Here is a 7,240-nt window from a genome sequence, read left to right on the forward strand (position 1 = left end):
AATATGATAGTATTACATATTAATAAAAAGATTCGTAATTTTTATGATATAATAAACAAAAAAGGACTCATGTATGTATTTTACGCCATTACTACCAAATAATCTTGATAGCCGTATGGATGAAGAACTTTTGAAGATGTCTGAAACACTATGTCTGAAAAGTGCAGCCCTTGGAGCAGGATATCCTATACAGGTACGTAATGGAATAAAAAACATGCTAAGAGTAATAAACAGTTACTACTCCAACATGATTGAATCCGAAGGTACTCATCCTTTTGAAATTGAAAAAGCGTCACGTAAGATCTTCTCGGAAGATCTAAAACATCAACGACTGCAAAAACTGTCTTTGGTTCATATTGAGGTGCAAAAGTGGATAGAAGATAGATTAAAAGAGAGTGATGACTCTATTATATTTACACGACAATTTATTCAGGATGTACATAGGAAGTTTTACTCTCATGAAGACATGGAGTCTTTTTTGCATATTCCGACTGTACCTGAGAGTACCGACCCAAGCACAACCATAAAGATGATTCCTGGAGAATTTCGTGACAGGTTAGTATACGTGGGGGGACATGAGGCTCCTGATCACACTCTTATCTCTTCTCTCTTTAATATATATGAGTCAGGATATAAGATATATCCACGGTTTATGCAGTCAACAAAAGTGATCTACGCTATCGCTTCTCACCATAGACTATCTTGGATTCACCCGTTTTTAGATGGCAACGGAAGAACTTCAAGACTGGTACTGGATGGTATATTTGCAGGTATAGGGCTTGAAGGCTACGGGATGTGGAATATCTCTCGGGGATTAGCACGATCATCCAGTGAATACAAAAAGCACTTAAGCATTGCAGACTGGCCAAGACAGGGAGACAGAGATGGAAGAGGCCCTCTTTCACTAGAAGGGTTGAAAATCTATATTAGGTTTATGCTGCAAACAGCCATAGATCAAGTAGAGTATATGGAGAGTGTGTTGCAGTTGCAGACCCTTGGCGACAGAATAGAAAAGTATGTAGAGTTTTCTCGAGCTGGGATGTATAATACTGAACCGCTTCCAAAACACAGCGACCTTCTTTTAAAAGCACTTTTGATCAAAGGGGAAGTTGCAAGAGGAGATGTAAAGAGTATCATTAATGCCTCTATCAGTACCGCAACAAAGCTAATCAAAGAGCTTGTTGATCGAGATTTTCTAGAATCGGATACGCCAAAAGGTGCAATTCGCATTAAGTTTAATGCGCACTTTGCCTCTGTGATATTTCCAGGCCTCATATCTGGAAGCTAACTGCAATTAGTGGCGTGACTATAGATTATCACCACCAATAACAGCCTTGACCTTATCGCACTGAAATGCCTTGTTTCCATTGCAGACTTTGGAATAAATCTCTAATGATTTTTTATGATCCTTGACGGGTAAATAAACCTCATAAAGTTATATATTTTATAAGGTTTTGCAAACAAGGCATTTTGGATATACTCTTAATACTGAAATATCGTAATAATAGGACACTTTGCTCCTTGAATAAATAGTTAGGGACTAGAGTAAATATGAATAATACTGATAAAGACAAAAACTTATGGCTTGTTTTCTGTATTCTTACAATACTTGTTATTATTGGCACAGCTGCATTTTTAGCATCTTCAAAAACAACAAAACTTGAGCTTTCATTAATTGAAGGGGAAAAGATCGATGTTAAACTATTTAGAATTCTACCGCATAACATCTCATTAAAATTTATATTTAATATTAATGGTAGAGATTCAAGACCCGAATTAGGTGAGTATAAAACTGTAGGAAATTGGAGAGAAACCGGAATATTAAAGTTCGAAAATCCAGGTGAACCTATAAAATTACTGTTAAGCAACACCAATCAAGATGTGATATATGAAACAATGCCTATAAGTGGGACTGGCGCTACAACCGTTAGTAGAAATTTGATAATTTACAAGGAAGATAATAATCCATCTAAATTTTCCTGGCCACCATCTGCTGATGTGCAGTACTCATTAGACTCAGGTATTAACGAATTTCAAATAACAGTTTTAGAGGTAGGAAAGCAACTTGTGGGAGAAAAGGTTTCATTGTGGATTAAACCGCCTCTTGGTTTTAAATCATATGTAAGCAGTTATTCATTTTTGTGGTATTTCTTTTTGTGGCCTCTGTATACTTTTATTTTATTAGTTTTGTTTATTTTATTATTTATAAGAAAACGGCGAAGACGGATTGCCAAGTAATGATTTTAACCCTAACAAAATATTATATCCCAATCAAATTTGGTTAATGCAATTATGAAAACCTTATAATCTAACATAGAATATACTTGCCAAGAAAACCTCATAAAGTTATATATTTTATAAGGTTTTATTTAAATATAATATATTTTAATAAAACCTTAAGCGTAGTAAAAATATAATCAAAATGTTTACATTGTAAAAATGCTACACTTATCGTGAGATAGGGCCAGAAAGCCACGGGTCTTTGTTATTAATCTAAATATCACACAAAAGATCGCCAGGCTACACAATCACAGACAATATTATTACATAAAGGAGAATGCCATGAAAATGACAAAATTAAACTTGGCTTCATTATTTCTTGCAAGTATAGTCTCAATGACAATGAGTGGATGTGACAGTAAAACATCTCCAAGCTCTTCAGTAATGCCAGATAATGTGGTGTTAACAGCTAATACAAATGAGAGCACATTATCTGTATTTGATATGGAGGCCAATGGAACATTGACAAAAGTAGATGATGTTTCGGTAGGTTATAAACTATCAGATCTTATTATCCATCCTAATGGTAAGTTTCTAATAGTTATGAATTCTGCTTCTGCAGAAGGTAGTTGGGATAATAATGGTTCCGTAGGAGTCTATTCAATAGGAGAAAGTGGACTTACACTTGTGTCAGAAGCTAATATGACAATGGCATTGAATGGAGCTATCACACCAAATGGTAAATATATTTATATAGCAAATCAAGATAATTATGAAGTCTCTGCATTTAGTATCGATGGTGATACAGGTGTATTAACTGAACTTACTACATCGCCTACAGATGAATATGAAGCACATTCAATTGTAATGCATCCTTCAGGAGAGTTCTTCTTTGTGGGATCAGAAGAAGGACAGATATATTCGCATATGATATATGATGAAAATGGTTCTTTTTCTGCAGATACGAGTAGTATTGATTATAATGGACAAGCAGCATTCAATTGGCTTGCAGTAACACCAAATGGTGAATACCTGTATTCGGGTAATGCTTGGGGTACTGAAATTTATGGATTTACAATCAATCAAACAGATGGTAATTTAACTTTATTGGATGGATTCCCAATTGATAATCCATCTAATGGCTTAAAAAGTACTGCGCTAACTCCTTCAGGAGAGTATATCTATTTTACAGCATTTGACGATGATGATGTTACTGGATATTCTATTGATGATAATGGTATTTTAGTTTTGGTTGATTCAACAGCTACAGGAAATAGACCAAAATCTATTGACATAAGTTCTGATGGGAAGTTTGCATATGTAGCAAATTATGGTGATGATAATGTGTCAGCATATAGCATTGAAACAAATGGTTCTTTGACAACAATTGATACATATGCAGTAGGCGATGGACCTAAAAGAGTTATTACAGGATATGTTCCTTAATACTATGTGTTATCTGGTTTTTGAAAAACCTTAATAAATCAAAGTCTAGAGGGACACTTTTGTGTTTCTCTAGTATATCTTTCTAAAACTTTATCTTTCAACTACAAATAATTTAATTTTAGGCAAGTTACTTAGTCTTGTTATGAAACAATTAAAGAACAAGTCTAGTAAGTTCATTATTTTCTAAAAGTCAAAACCTTATAATCTAACATATTTTATAACGTTTATCGCTGTAGCGACGTTTTCAGCCCATAAATATGTACCCTCCCATAGAAAACCTTATAAAATGTTCTATATAGGATGTTTTATAATGAAAACTCTCATTATTTCTTTTTCTCTTTTAGAAGTTGAGACATTTCAAAATCATGATTACTCTTAAGTTCTATGTCCGTAAGGGTAAGTGCGAAAAAAGAAAGTCCTCTTCGTGCAACTATTTCCGTGTTTGGTTCTGGTTGCCATTTTTTTTCTTTGAAGGTAACATATTCATGATAGTTGGGTCCTGTACCTACCTGAATTTCACCATATTTTCTGTCTAAAAATGCAATAACTTCATCGGTAAATTTTTGCATATCTTCCTCTTTGACACCATAACCCCAAAGTACTTCTACTCGGTAAAGCACTTTATTGTTCAATGTAAAATGAAGCGTGATTTTAGCATCTGCTCCAAGAATATTTTCTGTAAAATAAAGATCCCTACAAGTACTGCTACATGTGTCATGTTTAAAGTTATTTTGTTCAAGATGGTTTGTTTCCAGTACATGCTCAAGCATCATTCCTGAATGCCACCCGTTAAAAGAAAAAGCGGACAAAGAAGATGAAAACAGAACAAATAGTAGAGAGGATATAAAGAATTTCACACAAACCCCTTTTAAAATTTTATTTTATAATAATTATTATATTATTATATCATTAAAATGTATTATGCCCTACTACTGTGGAAAGAATGTGAAGATATAGGTATTTTCGTTTACCTACATCTACATTCATCATAACGACTGTTTTCCTCCTCACTAATTTACACTGTTAACTTAGATATTAAGCAAAAGTATCAGAAAACAGATTCCCTGACCATGCAAACATTTTACTATAATTGCTAGTGGTTGGTTCACCTGCTGCTATATTGGCAATAACCATTTTTTGCTCATTAGTGTCATATTTAAATACAGCTGTTAGCCATGAGGCTTCAGTTGTAGAAGTTGGACTGTAACAAGCTGAGTTTGTCTTTGGAGAAGCGTATAATGCAACACCATTCAGTGTTCTCAAAATAGCATCTGCACACACTTTTGCTTCAGAATTGCCCATATGTCCTGCTTTTGGTTGTCCTGTTCCTTGTGAATCACCGATAATATAAATACCATTGGCCATAACAGATTCATAACTCAATGGATTAATAGGTGCCCAGTTTCCAGAGTTAACCCCTGCTTTAAAAATGACAGGAGCTGCTTTTTGCTTTGGTATAACATTTAAAACCGTTGAACTTAACGTTTTTGAAACACCATTTTCTGTGTATGTTAAAGTTTTGGTATTGTCATCAACAGCTTCAACTGTTGCACTTGGTTTGTACTCTACCCCATACTCTGCAAATTTTGCACCAAAAGTATCTGCTTCTACTGTAATATTTGCATTGGCATCCAACACATTTACTTTACAGTTATTAAACCCTTTAACATTTTTGAGATAGTCAGCAACCACACAAGCTCTCTCATAAGGACCAGGAGGACAACGGTAAGGTGCAGCGGGAATAGTCATGGTAAAGATATCACCATCAACCATTGCATCAATCTGTTCTTTTAGCAAATCCGTCTGTTCTCCCGCTTTCCAGGCATGCGGTACTTTAGTGATATCGTAATCATTCACTTTGATAAAGTCAATACCTGATGCCAAGACCAATTTATCATACTTTATACTGTTTCCATTTTCCAAAGTAAGGCTTTGATTGATTTTATCGACATTGTTTACCGTACTGTGAATCATATTTATACTATATTTACTGCTCAGATCACCATAAGTAAATGATAAGTCAGAGGTTGTTTTCTGTCCGTTAAGAACCAAATTACTTAATATAGGTGATACATAGGTTGGGTTTGCTTCTATGATAGTGACAATCACACTGCTACCACCCCACATTTTTAGATACTTTGCACAAGTTGCCCCTGAAAATCCACCACCAACTACCACAATGTGTGGAGTAGTGGTATCATTAGCCATACTAGGAGTAACTGCAAAGAGTGAACTTGCTCCTACAAACTTCATAAAGTTTCGTCTTGAATTTGAATGGGTTGTTTTCATTTAGTATCCTTTTTTAATCGTTAGTTTTAAGCGTTTTTAGCCAGTTGCCAATAAGTATTATCTCTTCACTGGTATATCCATGAGCCTGTGCACTCATAATTGGTTCATCATCTTCAAAGATCTCGCTTTCAAGTTCATCTTCGCCTGCAATACTGTCCCACTCAGTTGAGGAAACACCATTTGTACCATGACACTGAGCACATTGGGAACCTAAAAGTTTTCCTGCATCAGCTGTGTAAGCTGTAGGTAAAGGAGTATCTGCATAACCATCATTGTCATCATCAACATCATTCTCATTGTCAATACCATCATCATCAAGGTCATTGTCTATATCAATTTCTTTATCACCATCATCATCGTCATCATCACGGTTGTAAATACCATCGTTGTCATCATCTTCATAGACATTTACTAATCCATCGTCATCATCATCCAGAGGATTTTCAAGTTCGACCTCAATTGATATACCGTCAACTTGAATGCTCAGTATGTCATCAGAGACATGATCACCGTTAGCATCATTGATCTCAGAAGGGTCCATCGCAAGAGGGATGTGACCAAGATTAATATCTCCTGTTGCTCTAAAGACTGTTCCATTAGCATCAGATGTGATCACACCGATTTGAGTAATCACTTTTTTTGCTTCGTCGTTTTCATTTGTAGTCATAACCAAAGAACAGCTCACTGTACTGGGAATCTCAATCTCAAATGGATGCTCATTTGTATTGTTATCAGTAGATGTTACTTTATAGTAACTTCCATCCACACAAAATGCTTCGATCAAAGTTCCGGGAACTGTACCGCTAATTTTACTTATTTGAGTTGTACTTGTCGTAGAAGAACTTCCCCCACCACATCCTGCCAAAATAAATCCTGCTGCCAAAGCGGATAATTTCAATGATGTTGTTTTCATATCTGTCCTTTTAATTTGTTTATGAGGTAGTGTAGCCTGAACAGTGTTACTCAAGTGTTATGGAAGTGTTAGTTAAGTGTTAGCTGGGAGTGATTTTTGTTTGTAAAGTGTATTTATTTTAAGGCTTAAGAATAATATAAAGTGTTTAGATTGAATTAAATGGTTTGCTCTTGAGAAGTCTTATCACTTAAACCTGTACTATATTAAAGAGATAGACTATAGATACATACCTATAGTCTATACTCTGTAGTGAACTTCTTACTGTGCACCATGCTCCACAGAATCAATCTCCTCAATAAACTGCTCTATATAGAAGGTTATAAGGTTTGCAATATCTTCTGGTGTCTTATTTAGATAGCGATGTTTAATAGG

At 35.0% G+C, this 7,240-nt stretch carries 6 protein-coding genes and 1 riboswitch; of the genes, 3 read left to right on the forward strand and 3 right to left on the reverse strand.

Translation table 11 applies throughout. From position 1 onward, the window contains the following. Positions 1 to 73: 73 nt before the first annotated feature. From ABZC96_RS06895 to ABZC96_RS06905, 3 genes are all read left to right on the forward strand, one after another. A complete protein-coding gene (locus ABZC96_RS06895) occupies positions 74 to 1,288 on the forward strand; it encodes a Fic family protein (protein WP_373030020.1) in 1,215 nt (404 codons plus the stop codon). Between the two features lie 263 nt (positions 1,289 to 1,551). Next, entirely contained in the window at positions 1,552 to 2,238 is a 687-nt protein-coding gene (locus tag ABZC96_RS06900; RefSeq protein WP_373030021.1) for a hypothetical protein, read from the forward strand. Positions 2,239 to 2,431: 193 nt separating this feature from the next. After that, positions 2,432 to 2,528: riboswitch (cyclic di-GMP riboswitch) on the forward strand. Between the two features lie 34 nt (positions 2,529 to 2,562). Then, positions 2,563 to 3,666: a lactonase family protein gene (locus ABZC96_RS06905; RefSeq protein WP_373030023.1), complete on the forward strand. Its 1,104-nt coding sequence runs from the start codon at positions 2,563 to 2,565 to the stop codon at positions 3,664 to 3,666. A 323-nt stretch (positions 3,667 to 3,989) separates the two neighbouring features. Here the strand turns inward: ABZC96_RS06905 and ABZC96_RS06910 are convergent, their stop codons facing one another. From ABZC96_RS06910 to ABZC96_RS06920, 3 genes are all read right to left on the reverse strand, one after another. Beyond that, positions 3,990 to 4,523, reverse strand: a complete 534-nt coding sequence (locus ABZC96_RS06910) for a hypothetical protein (RefSeq protein WP_373030024.1) — start codon at positions 4,521 to 4,523, stop codon at positions 3,990 to 3,992. A gap of 178 nt (positions 4,524 to 4,701) precedes the next feature. Beyond that, a complete protein-coding gene (locus ABZC96_RS06915) occupies positions 4,702 to 5,955 on the reverse strand; it encodes an FAD-dependent oxidoreductase (RefSeq protein WP_373030026.1) in 1,254 nt (417 codons plus the stop codon). A gap of 13 nt (positions 5,956 to 5,968) precedes the next feature. Further along, positions 5,969 to 6,868: a cytochrome c gene (locus tag ABZC96_RS06920; protein WP_373030028.1), complete on the reverse strand. Its 900-nt coding sequence runs from the start codon at positions 6,866 to 6,868 to the stop codon at positions 5,969 to 5,971. Positions 6,869 to 7,240 lie beyond the last annotated feature (372 nt).

Origin of the sequence: Sulfurovum sp., assembly GCF_041551015.1 — a bacterium.
Lineage (GTDB): Bacteria > Campylobacterota > Campylobacteria > Campylobacterales > Sulfurovaceae > Sulfurovum.